General features: G+C 43.3%; 19 protein-coding genes. 12 read left to right on the top strand and 7 right to left on the bottom strand.

Annotated features, from left to right (window positions below):
- Positions 1–116 precede the first annotated feature (116 nt).
- Entirely contained in the window at positions 117–335 is a 219-nt protein-coding gene (locus tag AC0VYE_RS23005) for a hypothetical protein (RefSeq protein WP_076270907.1), read from the bottom strand.
- 216 nt (positions 336–551) lie between these two features.
- Here AC0VYE_RS23005 and AC0VYE_RS23000 point away from each other — a divergent pair, with 216 nt between their 5' ends.
- From AC0VYE_RS23000 to AC0VYE_RS22980, 5 genes are all read left to right on the top strand, one after another.
- Complete coding sequence (locus AC0VYE_RS23000; RefSeq protein ID WP_475442983.1) at positions 552–1,004, top strand: MarR family winged helix-turn-helix transcriptional regulator; 453 nt, start codon at positions 552–554, stop codon at positions 1,002–1,004.
- A gap of 80 nt (positions 1,005–1,084) precedes the next feature.
- Positions 1,085–2,497 (top strand): MFS transporter, encoded by a 1,413-nt coding sequence (locus tag AC0VYE_RS22995; protein WP_475442982.1) that lies wholly within the window; start codon positions 1,085–1,087, stop codon positions 2,495–2,497.
- Positions 2,498–2,724: 227 nt separating this feature from the next.
- Entirely contained in the window at positions 2,725–3,381 is a 657-nt protein-coding gene (locus tag AC0VYE_RS22990; protein WP_475442981.1) for an SDR family NAD(P)-dependent oxidoreductase, read from the top strand.
- A gap of 151 nt (positions 3,382–3,532) precedes the next feature.
- On the top strand, positions 3,533–4,657 hold the full coding sequence (locus AC0VYE_RS22985) for an NADH-dependent flavin oxidoreductase (protein ID WP_475442980.1): 1,125 nt from the start codon (positions 3,533–3,535) through the stop codon (positions 4,655–4,657).
- 226 nt (positions 4,658–4,883) lie between these two features.
- Entirely contained in the window at positions 4,884–6,506 is a 1,623-nt protein-coding gene (locus AC0VYE_RS22980; protein ID WP_475442979.1) for an MDR family MFS transporter, read from the top strand.
- 68 nt (positions 6,507–6,574) lie between these two features.
- On the opposite strand, the gene AC0VYE_RS22975 is transcribed toward AC0VYE_RS22980, so the two are convergent.
- Positions 6,575–7,039: a MarR family winged helix-turn-helix transcriptional regulator gene (locus AC0VYE_RS22975; protein WP_076270901.1), complete on the bottom strand. Its 465-nt coding sequence runs from the start codon at positions 7,037–7,039 to the stop codon at positions 6,575–6,577.
- Between the two features lie 106 nt (positions 7,040–7,145).
- On the opposite strand from AC0VYE_RS22975, the gene AC0VYE_RS22970 reads away from it, so the two are divergent.
- The 4 genes from AC0VYE_RS22970 to AC0VYE_RS22955 all read left to right on the top strand — a co-directional run bounded on the left by AC0VYE_RS22970 (position 7,146) and on the right by AC0VYE_RS22955 (position 9,306).
- Positions 7,146–7,562: a MarR family winged helix-turn-helix transcriptional regulator gene (locus tag AC0VYE_RS22970; protein ID WP_076270900.1), complete on the top strand. Its 417-nt coding sequence runs from the start codon at positions 7,146–7,148 to the stop codon at positions 7,560–7,562.
- Positions 7,563–7,616: 54 nt separating this feature from the next.
- Positions 7,617–8,363, top strand: a complete 747-nt coding sequence (locus AC0VYE_RS22965; RefSeq protein WP_076270899.1) for a GTP pyrophosphokinase — start codon at positions 7,617–7,619, stop codon at positions 8,361–8,363.
- Positions 8,364–8,375: 12 nt separating this feature from the next.
- Positions 8,376–8,933, top strand: a complete 558-nt coding sequence (locus tag AC0VYE_RS22960; protein WP_144376882.1) for a hypothetical protein — start codon at positions 8,376–8,378, stop codon at positions 8,931–8,933.
- Between the two features lie 196 nt (positions 8,934–9,129).
- On the top strand, positions 9,130–9,306 hold the full coding sequence (locus AC0VYE_RS22955) for a hypothetical protein (RefSeq protein ID WP_161807520.1): 177 nt from the start codon (positions 9,130–9,132) through the stop codon (positions 9,304–9,306).
- Between the two features lie 44 nt (positions 9,307–9,350).
- Here the strand turns inward: AC0VYE_RS22955 and AC0VYE_RS22950 are convergent, their stop codons facing one another.
- Positions 9,351–10,019: an SIMPL domain-containing protein gene (locus AC0VYE_RS22950; RefSeq protein ID WP_475442978.1), complete on the bottom strand. Its 669-nt coding sequence runs from the start codon at positions 10,017–10,019 to the stop codon at positions 9,351–9,353.
- 162 nt (positions 10,020–10,181) lie between these two features.
- Positions 10,182–11,264, bottom strand: coding sequence for a Gfo/Idh/MocA family protein (locus AC0VYE_RS22945; RefSeq protein WP_076270896.1), 1,083 nt, complete (start codon positions 11,262–11,264; stop codon positions 10,182–10,184).
- A gap of 251 nt (positions 11,265–11,515) precedes the next feature.
- Here AC0VYE_RS22945 and AC0VYE_RS22940 point away from each other — a divergent pair, with 251 nt between their 5' ends.
- Positions 11,516–13,231, top strand: a complete 1,716-nt coding sequence (locus tag AC0VYE_RS22940; protein ID WP_475442977.1) for an ABC transporter ATP-binding protein — start codon at positions 11,516–11,518, stop codon at positions 13,229–13,231.
- Positions 13,232–13,237: 6 nt separating this feature from the next.
- Here the strand turns inward: AC0VYE_RS22940 and AC0VYE_RS22935 are convergent, their stop codons facing one another.
- The 3 genes from AC0VYE_RS22935 to AC0VYE_RS22925 all read right to left on the bottom strand — a co-directional run bounded on the left by AC0VYE_RS22935 (position 13,238) and on the right by AC0VYE_RS22925 (position 17,064).
- Positions 13,238–14,854: an ABC transporter substrate-binding protein gene (locus tag AC0VYE_RS22935; protein WP_475442976.1), complete on the bottom strand. Its 1,617-nt coding sequence runs from the start codon at positions 14,852–14,854 to the stop codon at positions 13,238–13,240.
- 121 nt (positions 14,855–14,975) lie between these two features.
- Positions 14,976–15,968: an ABC transporter substrate-binding protein gene (locus AC0VYE_RS22930; RefSeq protein ID WP_475442975.1), complete on the bottom strand. Its 993-nt coding sequence runs from the start codon at positions 15,966–15,968 to the stop codon at positions 14,976–14,978.
- A gap of 190 nt (positions 15,969–16,158) precedes the next feature.
- A complete protein-coding gene (locus AC0VYE_RS22925; protein WP_256711053.1) occupies positions 16,159–17,064 on the bottom strand; it encodes an AraC family transcriptional regulator in 906 nt (301 codons plus the stop codon).
- Between the two features lie 168 nt (positions 17,065–17,232).
- Between AC0VYE_RS22925 and AC0VYE_RS22920 the strand changes: the two genes are divergently transcribed.
- Complete coding sequence (locus AC0VYE_RS22920; RefSeq protein ID WP_076270892.1) at positions 17,233–17,874, top strand: carbohydrate-binding family 9-like protein; 642 nt, start codon at positions 17,233–17,235, stop codon at positions 17,872–17,874.
- 24 nt (positions 17,875–17,898) lie between these two features.
- A complete protein-coding gene (locus AC0VYE_RS22915) occupies positions 17,899–18,738 on the top strand; it encodes a sugar phosphate isomerase/epimerase family protein (RefSeq protein ID WP_339203771.1) in 840 nt (279 codons plus the stop codon).
- Positions 18,739–18,743: the final 5 nt, after the last annotated feature.

Genomic DNA, 18,743 nt, shown 5'->3' with positions numbered 1-18,743 from the left:
CGATGGAATATCTTTTTTAAAGGGGGAAAAGAAAATGCCCAGCGCTCAGAGGCATTAAAGTTTTTAAACTTTAGTTTCCCTGAAGCTGGACATTAGGTTTAGGCTTGTACATTCGTTTATCCAGTTATAGATGAAGGCAATAATGAATAAACGTTTCTCAGCATTAGCATTTTAGGGCTGAGTTTGAATTTTGAACCAGAGAACGTGCAGCGATCATAGTTAAAACGCAGTGATGTTATATGAATCGTGCAGTCTATAAATGAGCAGCCAATATAATGAGAGCCGTCAAAGTATACATCCACGTTTTTAAATGTTTTGTTAATAATATAGTCCATGATTGAATCCTCCTTGTAATGTGAAACAAGCTATTTGATTATATGCAGTTAATTCTATTGTTTATAACCTCTTTTATATGAAATGAAACAAGAGAATTGAAGTTATAGACTAGAAAAAGGAGATTAACGAGCGCAGTCCAGTTAATTTTCGTTGACAAAGCAATCTTACATCCTTATTATTAGTTTGAATTCAAACTAGTTTAGGCGGTGCTCTGAATGGGAGAAGACAATCACATTACTCGTTTTCCATGGGAGCAAGAGGACAGCAGTACATTGCTTATAAAGCTGGCATTTACGAATATTCGGCGTGAGATTGAAACTTCGCTCAGGCCGCTCGGCCTCACTCCTCAGCAATCACAGTCGCTTCATTTGCTCGCCATGAAACCAGGCGTGATGAATGCCGACTTGGAGAAGCTGCTATTTATAGACAAATCGAGTGTAACCAGCTTAATTAACGGGATGGTGAAGAGAGGCTGGGTTGTAAGGCGTGCGCATGACTCGGATGCAAGAATGAAAAGAATTTATTTAACCGAGCAAGGGGTAGAAATGTCCTTGAAAGCTTCAAGTGCTGTTGCACAAGCGAAAGAGAAATCGGACCATTTGCTAACCAAGGAAGAAGCGGCACTTCTACATGTTTTACTCAGAAAAATCATTAAAGCGTATGAATAAGCGATACGCTCGTTATATTCGGACATATAGTTTGAATTCAAACTACATGCATTCTAAAACAGGAAAGGACGTAACGGGATATGGAAGTTGCAGATAAACAAAAAATAGGCGAAAAGCTGCTGCCTATATTAGCTTTTACATTAGTCTTCTCCATTATGAATGCTTCAATGTTTAATGTTGTTATGCCTGTCATCAGCAAGGAATTTGGCATTACCGCCTCACAGGTGAGCTGGCTGATTACGGGTTATATGATCGTTTTTGCAGTAGGCTCCGTTACATACGGAAAGCTCGCGGACAAATACCGGTTAAAGGATCTATTGACCTTCGGATTAATTATTTTTGCACTTGGATCGATTGTAGGTTTGCTCGCTTCTGAATATTGGATGATCGTGCTTGGGAGGGTGCTGCAAGCAAGCGGGGCAGCCGTTATCCCAGCTACTGCGATGATTGTCCCTGTACGTTATTTCTCTCCTGAGAAGCGTGGCAGGGCGTTAGGTACGGTTGCGGCGGGTCTTGCTCTTGGAACCGCACTCGCGCCCATTGTTGCCGGAATCGTTACAAGTTTCATCAATTGGAGATTTTTATTTTTAATATCAGTCATTCCGCTGATTGCACTTCCGTTCTTTAGAAAATATTTGGACAACGACAGAGGAAAAGCTCAAAAAATTGACTATTTGGGCGGCATTCTGCTTGGAGGATCCGTCGCATTATTACTGATGTCCATTTCAGTTGGAAGTTGGTTTATTGCTCTAGGCGGTGCTGTAACGCTTGTTTTATTTATTGTGCGCATTCGAACAGCGTCTGAGCCGTTTATCCAGCCCAAGCTGTTCAGCAATAAGAAATATACGTTTGGCTTAATCATGACCTTTCTAGCTACATCGTTAAGCTTTAGCATGCCTTTTGTAACCCCACAGTTTTTGGCGGGTCTTAACCAGTTGTCCCCTGCGATTATCGGCTTTGTCATGTTTCCTGCAGCTATTACTTCTGCTTTGATGGGGCGTCGCGGGGGCAGGCTTGCAGATGAGAAAGGCAACTCTTTTTTAGTATACCTTGCGATTTCATTAAGCTTTACTTGTTTTATTTTGTTATCAATGTTTGTTGGATTATCGCCATATCTAATCGTGTTTTTGTTAATATTCGGCAATATAGGTCAAACCTTTATGCAAATTGCGATGTCCAACACGATATCAAGAACGCTTGCCAAGGAGCAAATTGGAGTAGGGATGGGGCTCATGTCCTTGCTTAACTTTATTTCGGGAGCAATGACAACGAGCATTATCGGCAAGATGCTGGATTTGAAGCAAACGGCAGTCCATTTTAACCCATTTGCCATTCATAACGGGGCATACCTATATAGCAATATTTTCTTTTCCTTAGCAATCTTGGCTGCAATCATTGTTGGCTTGTATTATTTGCTATTCAGACCATCACGTGATCAAGCAGCTTTGCAGACAAAGCTTGAGAAGACCAAATCATCTTCAACAACCGCTTAGAAGTCAATCGTAAAATAAACGAAGCTCTCTATAATCAATTACACACAGTGAGTTCTGCAGTGTAGTTGAATATGGGAGCTATTTGTTTTGAAACAACAGAGCGATTTCGTATTAAGGATATAAAATATTTGAATTAGAGGAATGATGCGAAAAATGATAAAATTTGACTCTACCTACAAGTGCAATAAACTGGAAATTATATAATTTAACTAGAAGGAGAGAGCGAGATGAGCAAACCTTTAGTCGTAATTGTTGGCGCTGGACCAGGTGTAAGTGCGGGTGTTGCAAGGAAGTTCGGTAACGAAGGATTTCGTGTTGTGCTTGCAGCGAGGAACACGAATGCTCTGGAAACCTATACGAAGGAGCTCAATAATAGCAAGATTGAAGCTTATAGTATTAAAGCTGATGCAGCCGATTCATCATCATTAACTTCTACATTTGAACAAATTAAGCAGCTTTATGGTTCCCCTGATGTTCTGGTTTATAATGCGGCTGTCATATCTAAGGCTACACCTACACATTTAACTGAAACGCAGCTGCTTGAGGAGTTTAAAGTAAATGTTGTTGGGGCGTTAACGAGCGCGAATCAAGTCATTCCTCATATGATTAAGCATAAGAATGGAGCAATACTGTTTACTGGCGGCGGATTGGCGCTGGCACCTGCCGCTGAATTGTCCTCATTGTCGATCGGTAAAGCGGGCATTCGCTCTCTTGCTTTCTCACTTTCACAAGAACTACAACCGCATGGCATTTATGTTGGTACCGTAACGATTGCTGGTTTTGTTGCCAAAGGAAGCTTCTATGATCCAGATGAAATTGCAGAACAATTTTGGAATCTATACATCAATAGAAGTGAAGTCGAGTATTTATATAAGCAAGACTAATGGGGAAGAGTAGAAAAAGCATGTCTAAGCCTTATGGTTTGGGATGCTTTTTTTGCTGCTTGACATCTCTAACTGTATGAAATAATATTACAGTATACAAAAAAGTTACAGTTAGTTAGATAAACAGAGGATAACGGGAGAGATGAAATAAATGAAATCAACTTATTTGCCATTGTTTGAACAAATGACCTTTAAAAACGGTGTTGAGTTAAAAAACCGGATTGTTATGGCACCAATGACTAATTTCTCAGCAAACGAAGACGGAACGGTATCGGAGACGGAGCTGAGCTATTATAGCCGCAGATCGGGTGGAGTAGGCCTAGTCATTACAGCTTGTGTTTACGTTTCACCAAACGGAAAAGGATTTCACGGCGAATTTGCAAGCGACAGCGATGACATGATTCCGAGTCTACAGCGCTTGGCAGCAACAATTAAAGAAAAGGGCGCCAAAGCGGTGCTTCAAATTTTTCATGGCGGCAGAGAATGCCCAATTAACCTCGTGCCAAATGGTGATGTGGTAAGTGCGAGCGCTGTAGCTTCGGAGCAGAACGCTGGGGTTACACCTAGAGCGTTATTAGATGAGGAAATTGAATCAATTATTCGCGACTTTGGAGAAACGACTAGAAGAGCAATTGAGGCAGGGTTCGACGGTGTTGAAATTCATGGCGCAAACGGTTATCTTGTCCAACAATTTTTCTCTCCGCATTCCAATGTACGTGAGGATCGTTGGGGAGGCAATATTGAGAACAGATTGCGTTTCCCATTAGCCGTCGTTGATGAAGTGAAGCGAGTGGTTGCTGCCTATGCGAAAAAACCTTTCCTAGTTGGTTATCGCTTCTCCCCTGAGGAGGCGACTACGCCTGGTATTACCATGTCGGATACATTTAGGCTTCTAGATGAGCTTACCAACAAAGAGCTCGATTATCTTCATGTTTCGTTAATGGATTTCTGGTCATTGCCTAAACGAGGCGCTGAAGAAACGAAAACGCGTATGCAATGGATTAAAGATCGTGTAGGTCACTTAATACCGATTATTGGCGTTGGGTCCATTCATACCCCAGAAGATGCTGTAAAGGCATTAGATATCGGCATTCCGCTTGTTGCGATTGGCCGCGAAATTATTGTTGAACCGGATTGGGTCGAGAAGGTGCAAGAAGGCCGCGAATCGGAAATAAAAACAACGCTCAGCAAGGATGATCAAGATCGATTGGTCGTTCCTACCCCGCTCTGGCAGGCAATTGTTCATACGCCAGGCTGGTTTCCGCTAGGCGATTAATATAGATGACAGGAAAACAGGTCAAGTATTTCTTGACCTGTTTTTTTTGTGTTTTTAAACGATTTAATCTTATTTAAGTGTATCCAGCACGACAATGAATTGACAGTTGTTTTAGTACTAAAGTTATTGTATCATTGTCTAATAGGTAGGCAACCTAACTATTTCGCGAAGTAGTTTGGCGGCCAATAGGCCATAATAAATAAAAATGTTTAGGAGTGCAGAGCATATGGAGCAACTGAGTCAGAAGAAAAAGTTAACAATCATGATTGCTCTGATGGCAGCTATGTTTTTCGCAGCTATCAATCAGACAATCGTAAGTACGGCTATGCCGCGCATTATTGCCATTTTGGGTGGCATCGAGTATTACACATGGGTTATTACCATCTATATGCTCACATCAACGATTGCTACTGTACTTGTAGGTAAGCTTTCGGATATTTACGGAAGGAAGCCGTTTTTGTTAGTCGGTATCGTGTTATTTATAATCGGAGCCTTCTTATGCGGCACTTCAACTACGGTATTCCAGCTCATCACTTATCGTGGTATTCAAGGTATAGGCGGCGGTATTCTGATGTCAGCTACCGTTACGGCGGTTGGTGATTTGTTCGCACCTAGAGAACGGGCGAAATGGACTGGATTAATGATGGCCATATTCGGCTTCTCAAGTGTAATCGGGCCAACATTAGGCGGCTTTATGGTCGATCATATCGCTTGGAAGTGGATTTTCTGGATTTTCCTACCGCTTGGCATAATTGCATTTGGTATGATTTGGTCCATGTTTCCAAAAACAGCGCGTAAAACAACGGAATCCATTGACTATTGGGGTTCATTATTGCTTTCACTTATGCTTATTGCATTGCTGCTCGGCTTCTCATGGGCAGGTACAAAATATGACTGGGGCTCGCCACAAATTATTGGCATGTTCGCCTCTGCAGCAGTGTTATTAGTTCTATTGATTCTTGTAGAACGTCAAGCCAAAAGCCCAGTATTGCCTTTGTCGATGTTTAAAAACAGCATTGTAACGATCTCCAACTCCGTCGGTTTCCTTATGAATGCCGGCATGATGGGTGCGATGATGTACCTGCCATTCTTCGTGCAGGGTGTGCTTGGTATTTCACCAACGAACTCGGGCTTTGTAAACATGCCGATGTCGATCGCCATGATTTTCCTAAGTGCAATGTCTGGTCGTTGGATTTCCAAATCAGGCAAATACAAACGATTCGCCCTTATCGGTATGCCATTCATGGTCGCGGGTATGCTTATGATGGCATTCATGACTAATGTTGGCGTTGCGGTTGCTGCAATGATCGTATTTGGTATTGGACTTGGTATTTCAATGCCAGTATTTACATTAACCGTTCAAAATGCAGTAGAGCCTTCACAGCTTGGTGTGGCTACAGCAACAGCTACGTTGTTCCGTAACCTGGGCGGTACGATTGGTATTGCAGTGATGGGTACGGTTATGAACTCCACTTTAACCAGTAAGCTGAAGGATGCTGTCGCAGCAGGGCAAGGACCTGATTTAAGTCAAGTAGATGCGGCTACAGCTGAGAAATTGTCTAGTTTCCTTAACCCGCAAATGCTGCTCGATCAACCGAAGCTGAAGGAGCTTCATGCGACGCTGCCGGAACAAATTCAGCCTTTGTTCACTCACATCATCGAGATGGTTCGCTCGGTACTAAGCGATTCCTTGACGGTTGTATTCTTGTTCGGTATGTCCTTGCTGATCGTCGCGTTTTTACTCGTGTTCTTCTTGAAAGAAATTCCGCTTCGCTCTTCTGACAAGAAAGAAGCAGTTACTGTAGAGCCATCTGAAAAGTTGAAAAAAGAGCCTGCTCTTAATAATTAATAAGAGCGGCTCCTATAGGAGGGATTTCGCTTCCTGCAGCTTTGCAGGAAGCGAAATCCCTTTGTTTATTAAAAGTCATCATTTGTTTTGGCAGAGTCCAAATAGTGGAATACTTGGTTTAACATGACGACAAGCTGATCACTTTGCTCCTTGCCTAAATGATCAATCAAGCCTTTGAACATGGAGATAAAACGGTCTATTGCTTTTTGGGCAATTTCTTCGCCAGTCTCCGTTAATTTTATTTCGGTAATTCTTCGATCTATGTTATCGGATGTACGAACCACATGACCAGATGCAATTAAGCTATTAAGCATCTGTGTAACGGTTGGAGAGGTGACTTGCAGCAATTTGCTGATTTCTGTAACTGTCGTTCCTGTTGAACCTTTATCATTGCTTTTTTTCACACAAACGAGCATTCGAACCTCGCTCGCTTTAAGACCGCCCCACATCGTTTTTTTCCGCCAGTCGGCTTTAGCGAATTTATGGAAAACATCGATTAAGTCTGTCACATTTTCATATTTATCTGCGGACATTGGATTCACCTCGGTGAACTTATTTTATAAAGTAATTAGGTTACCTACGTAATTATAGTTATTATTATGATAGGAAGTCAACAAAACAACAGAAATGAGGTGGAACATGAACAACTACGAGGAATGGAAAGAATTGTTTCCGCAATTAAAGGTTGTTTACAAAAAATTAAAAACCGAATGGTATAAAGGAATAGATTGCAGCTTCTCCATTAATCAAACAAGAATGCTTCAACATTTAGATAAACAAAGTCCCATGAAGTCGACGGACCTAGCTGAATTGCTTTTGGTTACTGCGGGCGGGGTTACGCTCATCGGGGACAAGCTCGTGGAAAGAGGGCTTATTCGCAGAAATCGCAGCGAGGATGATAGACGAGTCGTTTATTTGGAAATTACAGATGAAGGCAAACAATTTGTGAAGGCTTTTAATGAAAATGATGATGCTATTATCCGATATATGAGTGAGAGGATCTCGCAAGAGGATTTGGAGCATTTGAGACGAATATTTACATCGCTAGATGATTAGCGGGATCTAATCGAAACATTTCAGCAGCAAGAATTGGAAGGGGAATACGGAAGTATGGTTATGGATCAAATGCAAAAAATGAAAGACATGAAGCAGCAAATCACACGGTTTCTAATGATGTACAAATTTGCGATTCAAGAGCTTGAGACAAAAGTCGAAATATTAAAGGAAGAATTTCATTTACTGCATGAATACAATCCGATTGAGCATACAAGCTCGCGCCTAAAGTCGCCTAAAAGCATTGTCGAAAAGCTATATCGGAAGCAAAGCGAGCTTTCTTTTAACGGCATTCGGAATCACATTAAAGATATAGCAGGCCTGCGAATAACCTGCTCTTTTATTTCTGATATTTACCGGATTAGCGACATGTTAAGCAATCAGAGTGATTTGACCTTATTGGAGGTTAAAGACTATATAAAAAATCCGAAGCCAAACGGCTACCAAAGCTTGCATTTGCTCATTGAGGTGCCGGTGTTCATATCGGATCGAGTGGAAAATGTATGTGTAGAAGTTCAAATTCGAACGATAGCGATGGATTTCTGGGCGAGCCTGGAGCACAAAATCTATTATAAATATAAACAGGCGATACCTCCTCGCTTACTGAATGAACTAAAAGAAGCAGCAGATTCTGCATCCGCGCTGGACCAGAAGATGGAGCGACTGCATAATGAGATCGCAGCCATTAAAGAAGAGCGTGAGGATGATCTGGGCGATGAGATGCTTCGGCTGATCATGAACAATCAAAGCGGCTCCATTCCAAACATGCTGTTAGAGCTTTTTGAGGATGGAACCAAAAAATAATAGTCGTGAACCATGCATCAGCAACATAAAGTGAGAGTAGTGCCAAAAAGTGCTGCCAAACGAGTGTTGTTGAAAGGTGGTCATGCGGCGATGGTTATTTCAAGCTTTCAAGCCTTTATTCAGGTGTTTGGCTTATCAATCTCCATGAGCTTAGTAGGCGGCCTCATCGGACATTTTGTGAAAAATGGGATTATCGAAATGCCGAAACTCGTCATAGAATATGATGAAGAAGGATTATCCCTTTCTTCAAATTGGTTAGTAAAGTGGATTCAGCGCTGTTATTATTTTGTTATTTTTGTCATCGGCTTCAGAGATCATAGCAATGCGAAAAAAAAGATATTTTTTGATCTCGGCTTTCTCGGCGATTTGCTGATCGCAATCGGAACAGGCATATTAGCAAAAACAGCGCTGGCTATGGCCAATACATCGGACAACTTTGCAGTCGTGAGCAGTTCATTGCTGGCAGGCTACGCAGGCTTATCTTACCTGAAGAGCAAGCAGAACAAAGAGTTTGCTGATTTGTTTCCTGAAGAAATAGATGATTCAAATCCGCAAACGCCACCGAAATAACATGCAAGTTTACTTAAGTTTTGCGTATAATGACCATAGCTGATAATCCTTTTGCTTAAATATAAGAAAGTATATCATTTTCTCATACTTATCTTATATTTCACTGTAAAAGCTACTTCAGCGTCTAAAGGACGCCGAAGGCGTTTTTGCTTGACTAATCGATTTTTTACAAAAATATCGAAGGAGGGTGGAGCGTGTGGGGAAAATAACGGTCAAAGTGACAACTGAGGAAATGCATGAGCTTAAGAAACTAGCCGAGATAGTCAAAAATCCTCAGCTTCCCATGTCTGACCGTCGCATTGCTAAAACGCAATATGAGTCCATTATCAACTTCGCAAAAAATAGTAACCGCGGCATTATTTCATCTGTATAATTAGAATGGGTTGAAGCCGCTCCGGGATGGAGCGGCTTCTTTTTTTATGTGATTTGCGCGAACCATACACGAACAGCAGCAAAAATCTTCTGTTGTCCAGGTTCGATTGGTGTGACCATAACATCGGATTGGAAGGTTCTCTGGATAGGGAAAGGTTCAGATGAACTGGATACTTCCTGAACTTTGCTGGGAACGGCAGAAATGGATGTTCCTAATGCATTTGCGATAGCAGCAGCTTTCAGTCGGGCGTTCTGGACAGCAAGCGACAAGGCCTCATTTTCCAACGGTTTTCTATCGGAAACCGAGAACTGAATGGAAGTGACTGTATTGGCACCGTGAGAAACGGCGGTATCTACTACAGTTCCAGTGAGTGCAATTTGATCAATGGTGATTTGCAGGAGATGAGTTACTTTGTAGCCTTGAAAGACTTGCTTTCCGTCCGGAAAATCATACATCATTTCGATACGATAATCATTCGTTTGGATATGTTCGCGCGGGATGCTTAAATCGAGAAGGGATTGTATAATATCTGCTGTAATTTGTGCATTTTCAGCTTGTATCGCTTGCAGCTCCTTGCCTTCGGTAACAGCGCCAAGGATGACCAAGGCTGTGTCTGGAGCAGCTGTAACGATCCCTTCGCCCAAAACTTCAATCGTGGACACGTTTTTGCAGGGAATGGGAATAGCGGTATAGTAAATTTGATTGCCGTACATTGCAGGCTCCTTTCCGTCTTACAGGTTATAGATTAATGTATGGAAGGATACCCGCCGAAATGATTGCTTCTTTTTTTCTACTTGCGGTTGAAAGATTAGAAAAGAATACAAAAATGGCGGGCAAGAGTAATCTTGCACCGCCATTTTTTGTGTGTGATGAGCTTAAGGCAGCTCTATTGTAACTTCACGCTTGCTTGCAGCTGAACGGAGCACTCCGTCGATAATCGCTTGGTTGTACAAAATTTCTGCTCCAGGAATAGGAGCTGGACGATTTTCTGCGATCGCTGCAACAAAGTCTCTTACTTTCTCATCGAACAAGTTTAGTCCATGTTGGATAACAGGAATAGTCGAATGGATATGCTGATCAACGACATCGTGATAAAGCGTCATGCTGCCTACGCTACCATCCCAAACACCGCTCCAAGGGCCTGTGCCTGCTGGAGTGACTTTAAGGCCGCCGTCAGTTCCAAGGAACATCGTTGCACCTAACGAATCCATATGCATAGCCCAGCTGATTTTGTAATTGAGAACGATGTCGCCCTCAAGACGAATCATTGCCACGCCAAAATCCTCAACTTCAAAGTTGGCTGCTTCACGATGGTATTTCGGATTTGTTCCAAAATGATTTGATGTATAAGCCGATACAGTAAGCGGCTTAGGGTAGCCGAGCGCATTAAGCGCCATATCAAGCGAATAGCAGCCGATATCAGCCATTGCGCCAGCACCTGCAAGCTCTTTGGAAATAAAAGTGCCGCCAGGCATACCGCGCCGTCTGCCGCCGCCTGTTTCAACAAAGTAAACGTTACCAAGTTTTCCCGATTGAACAATTTCTTGAATCAACGACATATTGGGATCGTATCTCGGCTGGAAGCCAACCGTCAAAATTTTTCCACTGCGTTCAGCGGCTTCGACCATATCGATGGACTGCTGGAGTGTGACAGACATCGGCTTCTCTACGAGCACGTGCTTGCCTGCATTCAAAGCGTTTATTGAAGTTTCAGAATGTGCAAAGTTTGGTGTGCAGATGCTGACGCCGTCTAGGTCAAGCTCTAATAATTTCTTATGATCATCAAAAGCAACGGCGTTTACAAGTTCCTCTTGATCAATAAAAGCTTGCGCTTTTCCTGCTATGCTGTCTGCCACCGCCACGATTTCCACGTGAAGAGGCATTTTTTTATAAGCTGAAGCATGCGCTCTTGCAATACCGCCGCTTCCAATAATTCCGATTCGGATCGTTCTTGTCATTTCAATATCCCTCATTTCATTGTAGTGATTCTACTTTAGCACAGCTGTATTAGGCATGAAATGGTGAGAAAAGGACATGACATCTACAAAATCATGACATCTTTCCGGATGATGTTGCTTCATTTTGTACAAAAAAATGATCACATTTGTCCATTGCCTCCCCTTACCCTTTTGTTCTACGATAGATTAGCCACAAATGATAATGGTTATCATTGAATGTGTCATAAAATAGATTAGGAAGGAAGCTGGATATGCTGCGTCGTTTTTTTGCTTATTACAAGCCCTACAAGAAGCTGTTTATTTTAGATTTTTCATGCGCCATTTTGGCTGCATTGCTTGAGCTTGCTTTTCCGCTTGCTGTTAACCGGGTTGTGGATGATCTTTTGCCGAGCGGCAACTGGAAATGGATTTTGTATGCTTGTATCGGACTATTAGTCATTTATGTGTTCAGCTCTGCGCTGCATTATGTCGTTACCTATTGGGGACATAAGCTCGGAATCAACATCGAGTCCGATATGCGCAAGCAGCTGTTTGATCGTGTACAAAAGCTGAGCTTCCGTTTCTTCGACAATAACAAGACAGGACATTTGGTATCGCGGATGACAAATGACTTGATGGATATTGGAGAGATCGCCCATCATGGGCCGGAGGATTTATTTATTGCTTTAATGACGCTGACTGGTGCGTTCGGTATTATGCTGAGCATTAACTATCAGCTTGCGTTAATGACCTTTATTATTATACCGCTTATGATTTATTTGTCGCTGTACTTCAGCCGTAAAATGTCAGCAGCCTTTAATCGGATGTTTTCTGATATCGCTGACTACAATGCACGCGTTGAAAATAACGTGAGCGGCATTCGTGTCGTTCAAGCGTTTGCAAATGAAAAGCATGAAATGGCACGTTTTGCTGAAAATAACGGTCGTTTCCGTTTGACGAAGCTCATTGCATATCGCGTGATGGCATGGAACTCGTCAATCAGCTTTATTCTAATGAAGCTCATTTCTTTGTTTGTACTCGTATGCGGTACGTGGTTCGTTATTCAAGGCGATATGAGCTATGGCGAGTTTATCGCATTTGTTATGCTCTCGAACGTATTCTTAGGTCCGATTAAACAGATCAACTCTGTCATTGAGACGTATCCAAAAGGAATAGCCGGATTCAAACGTTATTTGGAATTGCTCGAAACGGAACCAGATATTGCCGATGCGCCGAATGCACAAGTGGTAAGCCATCTCAAAGGTGATATTCGCTTTAACAAAGTGACGTTTGGTTATGAGAATAAAGACAAGGTGCTGCAAGGTCTCAGCCTATCGATTCGCGCAGGTGAGACGGTAGCTCTTGTAGGGCCATCGGGAGCGGGGAAAACAACGTTATGCAGCTTGCTTCCGCGTTTCTACGATGTCGAAGAAGGCTCGATTACGATCGACAACATTGATTTGCGGGATATGACGCTTGAATCACTGCGCTCCAACATTGGGATTGTGCAGCAGGATGTGTTCCTCTTTGATGGATCGATTCGAGAAAATATTGCTTACGGCAAACTCGGAGCGTCGGAGGAAGAAATTATGAAAGCCGCTCGTCAGGCGCAGCTGGAGGAGTTAATCTTATCGCAGCCTGAGGGATTGAATACAATGATAGGCGAGAGAGGGGTTAAGTTGTCGGGAGGACAGAAGCAGAGGCTCTCCATTGCACGAATGTTTCTGAAGAACCCGCCGATCCTTATTTTGGATGAGGCGACATCCGCGCTGGATACCGAGACGGAAGCGGCGATTCAGCTAGCGCTTGCTGAGCTGTCCCGCGGCAGAACGACGCTTGTTATCGCTCATCGTCTTGCTACGATCAAGAATGCTGACCGCATCGTAGTTGTAGCTGAGCAAGGGATTGCCGAGCAAGGCAATCATGATGAATTGCTCGACGCGCGTGGTGCTTACAGCAGGCTTCACCAAGCTCAATTCGGCGCATAAGGGGATTTATGAGGTTTGGTTCAGCAGCTCGGGGAGAAGCAATAGCAGCTTATCCCTTGCTGAAGCATCCTCCTGATTCCAGTCGCGTTCGTCAAGCACGTAACTGAAGCCATTTTTGACAGCAGGAAGGTTTCTCCAGATTGGGCTATTCACTAATTTCTCCATGGCTGCTTTGGACTCCTCATTTTCGGGCAGCATCATGAATACGCGGTCGCCTGCGTATTGTTGGATGGTTTTTTCTGTAATTTCCTTATAGGGTCTGCCAGACTTCAGAATGTCTTGAACTTTCCCTGTAGGCCGGAAACCGTCTGGATGGTACAGTATAGAGGATAAACCGATATTGCCCATGACAAATAAACGTTTTCCCCGATGATAGATAAAGACAGAAGCTGTTTCGTTAGGCCGAATACACGCCTGAAGCTGCTGCCACATCAATAACGTACTGCTATTATAATGAAGAAGCCATTGCTGGGCTTCTTTTTTTTTGCCAAACCACTCTCCAAGCATGAGCAGTCTCTCATCAAGCGACCCGCGTGAATTATAGGTAAGCGTAGGCGCAAGCTCTGACATTTGTGCGTACAAGCTTTCATCAGAATGGTCGAATATAATTAAGTCAGGCGATAGAGCAGAAGCCTGTTCCGAACGAAAAGGCTCGCCTTTGCTGATCATATGGCTTCCTACAAGCTGAATGCCAAGCGTATTCATATCTCCGATACTTTCACCACAATAAAAAATGCGATTGGGCTGAGCGGGAATGCTGACCTCGTGACCGTCCCAATCCTTAACAAGTATATTTTGGCGCATCGATAGGGCATATTGCCTTGGAGAAAAGCCGGTTATAAGACGGAAGCGGCGGCTGAAATAATACTCATCGGTAAAGCCGACACGATCTGCGATATCGCGCAAAGTATTATCGGTATGGATTAGCCAATCCTTGGACCGACTGATACGAAGCTCATTCAAATAATCAAGCGGTTTCTTGCCAGTCAACTCCTTGAATATTGAAGTGAACTGCCAAGCAGGTACGTTGGCCATATCGACGAGCTGCTTGACCGTTATTCGGTTCTGAAAATGATTTTGCATATATTGAATCGTTTGTTCAACCGTTTGCGTGGAGCTGCTCATCGAGTCGAATTGCAGGTTATGTTCAAGAACAAATCCGATAAGCTTCTGAAAATGCGTTTGCTGACGATGCGCTTCAATGTTATCGCAGTCCGTAATTCCGGTATAAAGCTGGCTCAGCAAATCCATCCATTGTGCGAGCGGATAAACGCGCAGCTCTTGACGGTTCGGAAATAGCTGCTCCGTATAAAGCACAGGACCTTGGTTTAGCAAATGAAGGATGTGGAAAGAGATAAGGTAATATTCCAATTTGCCGTCGCCTATGTTTTCAAATTGATATGCAGTGTTCGGGGATAGAAGGAAAGAACTGTAGGACGAGAAAAGGGAACTTTCATTACCCATAAACAGTCTGCCTCTGCCGCTCCTCGATATAAGCATCGTATAGCAGGAAGTCACTTTCTCCGCTAATACTTCACCCTCTGTATGGCTGTACAGCTTCATATCTACAAAATGGAAGCTTAAGGAGCGCAGAGGTAAAGTCTGATGCGTTAAGTTAGACATGGCTGTAGCCTCATTTCAGTATTGAGAATCGTTATCAATTAATTTCATTATAAACAAATAGAAGAAGCTTATCAACCGTAGTTGAAGAGCTTCTTCTAGTTCAACAGACGTTAAGCAGCATTTATTTTTTAATAAGTGCTTTTGGCAGCTCTTCTAACAACCATTCTCTAGAAAGTGCGTCGCTGGAAGCTTTGAGCAAATCAAAATTGTATACTTGTCCATTTTTCACGGCAGGGAGCTTGAGCCATAAATCGCTTTTCATAAGCTCGTTCGTTGATTGCTGCGCCTCAGGAGCGACTGGATTCAGAATGAAGATGCGGTCAGCCGCATATTCTGGCAGAAGTTCAGTAGAGATTTCTGCGAAACCTTGTTCTTTATCAATAAGATCCTGGATGATTGGCGTTGGCTTTAAGCCGCCTTTCTCATATAAAAATTGCGGTAGCCCAGTGCCAGCCATAATAAACAGGCGGTTGCCAGGATACATTGTAAATACGGCTGCCGTTTCTCTTTCTTTTATACCGCTATCGTGAATTTGTTTCCACATATCTGCTGTTTTGACCGCGTGCTCTGCAAGCCAATCCTCAGCTTCTTGCTTCTTATTTAACAAATCCCCTAGCGTACGCATTCTGTCCTCCAGCGTGGCGAAGGAGTTGAACGTTACCGTTGGAGCAACCTTTGAAATAACCTCATACTGCTGTTCGTCCGAATTCGAGAAAATAATAAGATCAGGCTGCAGTGTTAAAGATTTCTCGACGCTGAGCGGAAAACCTACGTCCTCGACACCAGTGAGCTGCTGCTCAAATACCGTCCCTTTAATCATATCCTGTATGACGCCGATCGGCTTAACGCCTAGCGCAAGCAAATCACCGGTAGTTTCACCGTGAAAGATAACACGCTGTGGAGTAACAGGAACTTCTACCTCATGCTTCGACCAGTCGGTGAAGGAGCGGGTGGTATCGGCTGTTTGTTCCGTTGCTTCAGGTGCTTTTGTTGCTTCAGCAGCTGGACTCGCTGTATTGCCCGAATTTGCTGAATTGCTGCCACAGGCTAGCAATAGGGTTCCCATTAGTGCGAATGTAGCCAAAAGAGCGGCTGATTTTGTTCCTTGATACATTTTAATTCTCCCCCAATAGATGTTATAAGATAATGATAATCATTATCGATATACATTATCGTAATAGATACACGAGCTGTACTCAATGGACAAAGCAAAGAAGTGTTTTTTAGTTTGTCCAAACATGAAGAAAAGTTAAAAGCCGAACACCACTGTAGGTATTCGGCTTTCATTATATAGAGCTCTTTTTTTATAATATTTTGGACAATTTCCGATATTCACGCGGAGATATTCCTTCATGACGGCGGAATATCCGGCTGAAGTAGTGGATATCGGAATAGCCGACGATGCTGCCGACGTTTTCGATTGAAAGCTCGGATTCCCGAAGAAGCCTTCTAGCTTCACGGTGACGTATCGATTGAACATATTCGCTAGGAGGTATGCCGGCGATTTGCTTAAACAGCTTCGCGGTATGGTCGATGCTCAAATTCAGCTTTGCAGCAATCGTTGTGTTTGTCCAATTGGCAGCAGGTGATGCCTCTATTTCCTCCATTAACTCGGCAATCCTGCCGCCATGAAGTGAGGTTTGTCCAGCGGATCGAGATGAGGGCAATCGCAGCAAATGGGCCAATATATGTAGCATTAGACCTTTGCAAACCAGCTCATACCCAATAGGACGCATAGTGAATTCATGAACAAGCTGCTCCATCAATTGTACGCATACGAGAGGCGGCGTGTAGACCGGATGATCGGATAAGGGAGCCAACCCTTCAACATAGGGCTCATAAATGAATTTACTCGGCAAAACAGCAGCTTCGTTCACAACCATGTCAGCCTCTGTCTGAATATCGAGCTCATCAAAAAAATCAAAATGAATGCCGAGAAATCGAGCGTTTGGGCTGGAAACGACTTCATTTTGGTGATAGACGCCAGAGGGCAAAAAGATAAGCTGACCAGCTTCAATCTTATAGCGCTGCCCATGCATGGTCGTCGCTGCTTCGCCATGGTACACGTACAGGAGCTCGTAATCATACAATCTACGTCTTGGCAGAGCACCCGTTGGCAAGCGCTGGAACTGCGCGTAGTGGACGCTGGGCGACCACTCGCGAAATGGAGTTGAACGAATGCGTGGAAAGGGAGATTCAGACTTTTCCAAGCGGTAGGCTCCTTTCATTAAGAAAATAAAAAAGAGAACGGAATTGTCCAAAAATTCGCTATTCTAGCTAAATAAATTTCAAGAATAATCGTTTATTATAAACGTATTATCACATGTAGTTGCAGCAAACTCAATATAACGTAATTATCTAAAAAGGAGTTTGAACAAATGGAGGTTCCTGCATTTCAAGAGAGTAAAACCTATCTTTGCAGGCAAGTGCCGATCAGCATCGAAGACGCCGGTTTTGGCGCTATCCATTGGGATAGCTTCGATGCGATTGAATTGGTTGATACGGTTACTGCCATGCAGCCTAAGGAGCGTACGGAAGTAAGAGCATGCTGGAGCCAGAACTATTTGCATATTCGCTATTTATGCAAGGATTCACATGTTGTATCTGATTTTACCATACGCGATGAGCCGCTTTATGAGCAGGATGTCGTTGAGCTGTTTATCGATGAGGATGGGACTGGGCATCGTTATCTAGAGCTAGAAGTTAGTCCGAACAATGTTGTTTTTGATGCTCTGATTGCGAATGATGGTGAAGCCGAGATCACTTCGACGGACTTAGCATGGAGGTTTGAGGGTATTCAGACAACTGTTGAAACGAGTGGCGATGCTGAACGGATTTATTTTGTGCATATTCCGGTTGAGAATTTCAAGAAGCCTCTCGAGCAAGGATTAAGCTGGAGAGTGAATTTTTACCGAATTGATGAGGATAAACACGGCAACCGTGAATTCCAGGCTTGGCAGGCTACCAAAGCGATAAACTTTCATCTTCCCCGTAAATTTGGCAGGCTGTTATTTATTTAAAACATAAATGTAGGAGGGTTCAACATGAAAAAAGGGATTAATATTTGGTCTTTCAAAGGTGATTCAACCATTGCAGAAAACATTCGTACAGCAAAAAAAGCAGGTTTTGACGGAATCGAGCTGTCATTGAACGAGACGGGCGAGCTTAGCCTAGCAGCATCCGACAAAGAGATTCAAGAAATCAAAAACGAACTGCAGCAAAATGAACTGGAAATTGCAGGTTTAGCAACAGGCTTGTACTGGTCCTATCCAATGACGAGTGAAAACGCGGCTACACGCGAGAAAGCAATCGATGTGTGCAAGAAACAGCTGGAGCTTGCAGCGGCTCTCGGCGTGGATACCATTTTGGTCATTCCAGGCGCTGTTGGCGTTGATTTTATACCGGGCAGTGAAGTTGCTGATTACGAATATGCATATGACCGGGCGCTGGAAGCGATCGGGAAGCTTGTTCCGTTTGCTGAGAGCGCGGGTGTCTCGATTGGCATTGAGAATGTTTGGAACAAGTTCTTGTTATCGCCGCTTGAGATGCGTTCCTTCATTGATGCGCATAACTCGAGTTTTGTAGGCTCGTATTTCGACGTCGGCAATGCGCTTCATAATGGTTATCCTGAGCAATGGATTCGTATTTTAGGTCATCGCATCAAGAAGGTACACTTCAAGGATTACCGCCGTCAAGCAGGCGGATTGCATGGCTTTGTTGATCTATTAGCAGGTGATGTTGATTACCCAGCTGTCATGCAGGCGCTTCATGCAATTGGCTATGACAATTATGTAACTGGAGAAATGATTCCGCCATACAATCACCATTCCGAACAAATCATTTTCAACACTTCAAAAGCGATGGATGCCATATTAGGACGTTAGAACTC

This window comes from Pristimantibacillus sp. Z349TD_6 (assembly GCF_056173205.1).
The sequence above is the reverse complement of the archived record's forward strand: the minus strand, read 5'-3'. Positions and strand labels throughout refer to the sequence as shown.

Excerpts from the sequence above, each read along its gene's own strand:
- AC0VYE_RS22920 (WP_076270892.1), top strand. The coding sequence starts at position 17,233 with ATGGAGGTTCCTGCATTTCAAGAGAGTAAAACCTATCTTTGCAGGCAA.
- AC0VYE_RS22950 (WP_475442978.1), bottom strand. The coding sequence starts at position 10,019 with ATGTACGGCAATCAAATTTACTATACCGCTATTCCCATTCCCTGCAAA.
- AC0VYE_RS22975 (WP_076270901.1), bottom strand. The coding sequence starts at position 7,039 with ATGTCCGCAGATAAATATGAAAATGTGACAGACTTAATCGATGTTTTC.
- AC0VYE_RS22945 (WP_076270896.1), bottom strand. The coding sequence starts at position 11,264 with ATGACAAGAACGATCCGAATCGGAATTATTGGAAGCGGCGGTATTGCA.
- AC0VYE_RS23000 (WP_475442983.1), top strand. The coding sequence starts at position 552 with ATGGGAGAAGACAATCACATTACTCGTTTTCCATGGGAGCAAGAGGAC.
- AC0VYE_RS22965 (WP_076270899.1), top strand. The coding sequence starts at position 7,617 with ATGGTTATGGATCAAATGCAAAAAATGAAAGACATGAAGCAGCAAATC.
- AC0VYE_RS22985 (WP_475442980.1), top strand. The coding sequence starts at position 3,533 with ATGAAATCAACTTATTTGCCATTGTTTGAACAAATGACCTTTAAAAAC.
- AC0VYE_RS22915 (WP_339203771.1), top strand. The coding sequence starts at position 17,899 with ATGAAAAAAGGGATTAATATTTGGTCTTTCAAAGGTGATTCAACCATT.
- AC0VYE_RS23005 (WP_076270907.1), bottom strand. The coding sequence starts at position 335 with ATGGACTATATTATTAACAAAACATTTAAAAACGTGGATGTATACTTT.
- AC0VYE_RS22960 (WP_144376882.1), top strand. The coding sequence starts at position 8,376 with ATGCATCAGCAACATAAAGTGAGAGTAGTGCCAAAAAGTGCTGCCAAA.
- AC0VYE_RS22980 (WP_475442979.1), top strand. The coding sequence starts at position 4,884 with ATGGAGCAACTGAGTCAGAAGAAAAAGTTAACAATCATGATTGCTCTG.
- AC0VYE_RS22995 (WP_475442982.1), top strand. The coding sequence starts at position 1,085 with ATGGAAGTTGCAGATAAACAAAAAATAGGCGAAAAGCTGCTGCCTATA.
- AC0VYE_RS22990 (WP_475442981.1), top strand. The coding sequence starts at position 2,725 with ATGAGCAAACCTTTAGTCGTAATTGTTGGCGCTGGACCAGGTGTAAGT.
- AC0VYE_RS22940 (WP_475442977.1), top strand. The coding sequence starts at position 11,516 with ATGCTGCGTCGTTTTTTTGCTTATTACAAGCCCTACAAGAAGCTGTTT.
- AC0VYE_RS22930 (WP_475442975.1), bottom strand. The coding sequence starts at position 15,968 with ATGTATCAAGGAACAAAATCAGCCGCTCTTTTGGCTACATTCGCACTA.
- AC0VYE_RS22935 (WP_475442976.1), bottom strand. The coding sequence starts at position 14,854 with ATGTCTAACTTAACGCATCAGACTTTACCTCTGCGCTCCTTAAGCTTC.
- AC0VYE_RS22970 (WP_076270900.1), top strand. The coding sequence starts at position 7,146 with ATGAACAACTACGAGGAATGGAAAGAATTGTTTCCGCAATTAAAGGTT.